This window comes from Bradyrhizobium sp. Ken51 (genome assembly GCF_055807435.1).
In genome coordinates, this window is record NZ_JBVVPB010000097.1 from 1 (window position 1) to 2667 (window position 2667).

1 protein-coding gene is annotated in these 2667 nt (G+C 62.9%); it reads right to left on the reverse strand.

Annotated elements, in window-relative coordinates; genetic code table 11:
• Positions 1–374 precede the first annotated feature (374 nt).
• Complete coding sequence (locus tag AC0L27_RS40895) at positions 375–1919, reverse strand: MHYT domain-containing protein (RefSeq protein ID WP_473323727.1); 1545 nt, start codon at positions 1917–1919, stop codon at positions 375–377.
• Positions 1920–2667: the final 748 nt, after the last annotated feature.

Below are 2667 nucleotides of genomic sequence, written 5' to 3' on the forward strand. Positions count from 1 at the left end.
GGAGCAATCGCTACCGGCGTGTCACTGGAGAGAAGAAGAATGGTAGCTTGACAACAAACCGCAATTAAAGGGCCGATCGACACACTGGCGGAGATTGGTGAGTTTTTGGGATTTGGCGGGCAGTACGCGACGCGCATGGCCGCGAAGGAGGTTCGGGCGGCGGTCGCGGCGCTGAACGCCGCTCTGGGGGACGGACAGAGGGTTGCGGCTTAGAGCGCGTACTATAAATGCGCGTCCGCTTGCCTCCGCCACTGGGTCAAGGCCGAAGGATGCACGTCGGCCTTTGGGCCCAGAAGCAGACCTCGGCGGCGGCCGACGTCCAACTGCTTTGAGCCGACGCACAGAACCAGACTTCTCGGAGTGCCCGACCTTCATCATCTATTGCCGGCGGCGGGGGAGAATTTCTGAATAGTATTGAAGATCACGCCGTCGGTCGCGGATGCCGTGGCTTGAATCGGCAAAGTGAATTGCACGGTGATGCCTGGTCCGGCGTTTGGGGTGGCCCATATGCGTCCCCCGTGAGCTTCGACAATCGAACGGCAGATCGATAGCCCCATGCCCATGCCGCCGGGCTTGGTGGTGTAGAATGAGTCGAACAGGTGTTCAAAACTCTCCGGTTTCAGTCCCGGGCCAGAATCCTGCACGGCGACGAGCACTCCGCCCGATGCATCTTTCCCAGTGCCGATCAGCAACCCGCGAGACCCTTCGCTGACACCGCTCATCGCTTGGACGGCGTTGATGATCAAGTTAAGGAGCACTTGCTGCAGTTGGACTCGATCTCCTTGGATGGGCGGCAAGCTCTCCGCGAGTTGCGTCTGCACCGAGACATTGTTTTTCATCACTTCGCCACGGGTCAGGGCAATGACCTCAACGACCGCGTCGTTGACCTCCAAGGCATCCTTGCGCGGAGGCTCCTTCTTGATGAGGGCACGGATGCGGCCGATGATATCGGCCGCACGCTTTCCGTTTTCGACGGTACGACCAAGCGCCTCCCGGGCCTTGTCCAGATTTGGCGGCTGGCCATCCAGCCAGCGCAAGGCCGCCCCGGCATTGTTCATTCCCGCCCCGAGCGGCTGCATGACTTCATGTGTAATCGAGGCCGCCAGCTCTCCCATGGCGGTGACCCGTTGGAAGTGGGCAAGATCCGCCTGCGTCTGACGCAGGGCCTCCGCGGCGCGCTTGCGCTTGGCCACGGAGGCGAACAGGGCCGCCAGATCGGCGAGCACGAAGCCGGCGATCCCCACCGCCAAGGGGGTCCGATCGAGGGTCGCATCCACGTGGGTGTCCTCGATCGTGGCGGGAGCGCTACAAATGGCCGCCCGCATCCCGGTGTAGTGCATGCCGGATATGGCGACGCCCATGATGATGGCGGCGGCGAGCTTCTGCCCAGCGCCCCCGGTTCCGAACGCCAGCCACAGCGCCGCCGTCGCCGCGCCGATCGCGACGATGACGGAGAGCGCGAACCACAGGGGGTCGTAGCTCAATTGGACGGGCCCCCGCATGGCGGCCATGCCAGTGTAGTGCATGGCGAGGATGCCGAGCCCCATGAAGACGCCGCTGAGCACGACGCGGGGGCGCCATGCGCCCGGGCTACTGATGACGTAGAAGCTGCCGCTCGTGCCCAGGATCGCCAGCACGAGGGAAAAGACAGTCAAGCCGACATCGTAAGACACCGGCATCGGCAGCTCGAAGGCGAGCATGGCGACGAAGTGCATCGACCATATGCCGCCTCCCATGGTGAGTGCGGCCGCCGCTAGCCAGATCGGGTGCGTGGGTACGCGCTGCGTGGGTATGCGGTGCGTGGGTCCTTGGGCCAGCGCCACGCGTTCGCCGAGATCCAGGGCGGTGTAAGACGCGAAGCCCGCGACCAGGATGGACAGGGCAACGAGAGAGGGATCGTATGTTGCGGTAACGATCATCGGGATCTTCCCCATTTTGGAGCAGAGACGAGGGAGGCACCACCCGATGCATCACAACCGACATTCCCCGGATGCCGGCTCCTACGATTGCGCGACGCAAGGGCAGTTGGCGGCATGATGCAGCGAGGTCTCGGCTCTCTCAAGGGCAACGATAGTTCGTCAGCGAGGCTGTCTCAAGCGAGGCGCGCTGTCTGCCCGGTCGGCGGCGGCACTGGTTCGATGGGCCACCACCAGCCGCCAGAACCCTCTGTCGGATATCCGAGTCGGGTCACAAGCCTTCGATGACCGCTCAGAGCGGCAACTTCCGCCTTAGCCTCGGAAGCTGACCTCGTGCACGCCTAGGCATGTACGCCGCACGTCCCCCGATCTCTTACGTTAGTACAGGCTCAACGATGCGGCCGATGTGACGCGCAAGAGTTTGAGGCCGGTTCGATCCCGGCGAGCTTTTTCCGGCGTAGTGCCGTGAAGCCGCTGCATGCGGCCTATTCTTCTCTGTTCAAAAGAGAAACTCGACAAAGGACGTTGCTCTTGTGGCAACGCTAAACGAGTGCTTGGCCTCGGCCGAGTTGCAACTTGGCTTTCACAAACCGCGCGCCCGCGCGATCCAACGCGGCATCGCCGCAAGCCGTGAAGCGATGCGTGTGAGGGCATGCTGTAGGCCGGTACGGGGAGGCGTGGCAGTTTTCGGACGCAATCCGCCATCGCAGACCGCGGCTTTCCCGTTTCACACGCATCTGCAATTCAGAAT

Bases quoted from the DNA above. Each gene is read 5' to 3' on its own strand.
- AC0L27_RS40895 (WP_473323727.1), bottom strand. From the start codon at position 1,919: ATGATCGTTACCGCAACATACGATCCCTCTCTCGTTGCCCTGTCCATC.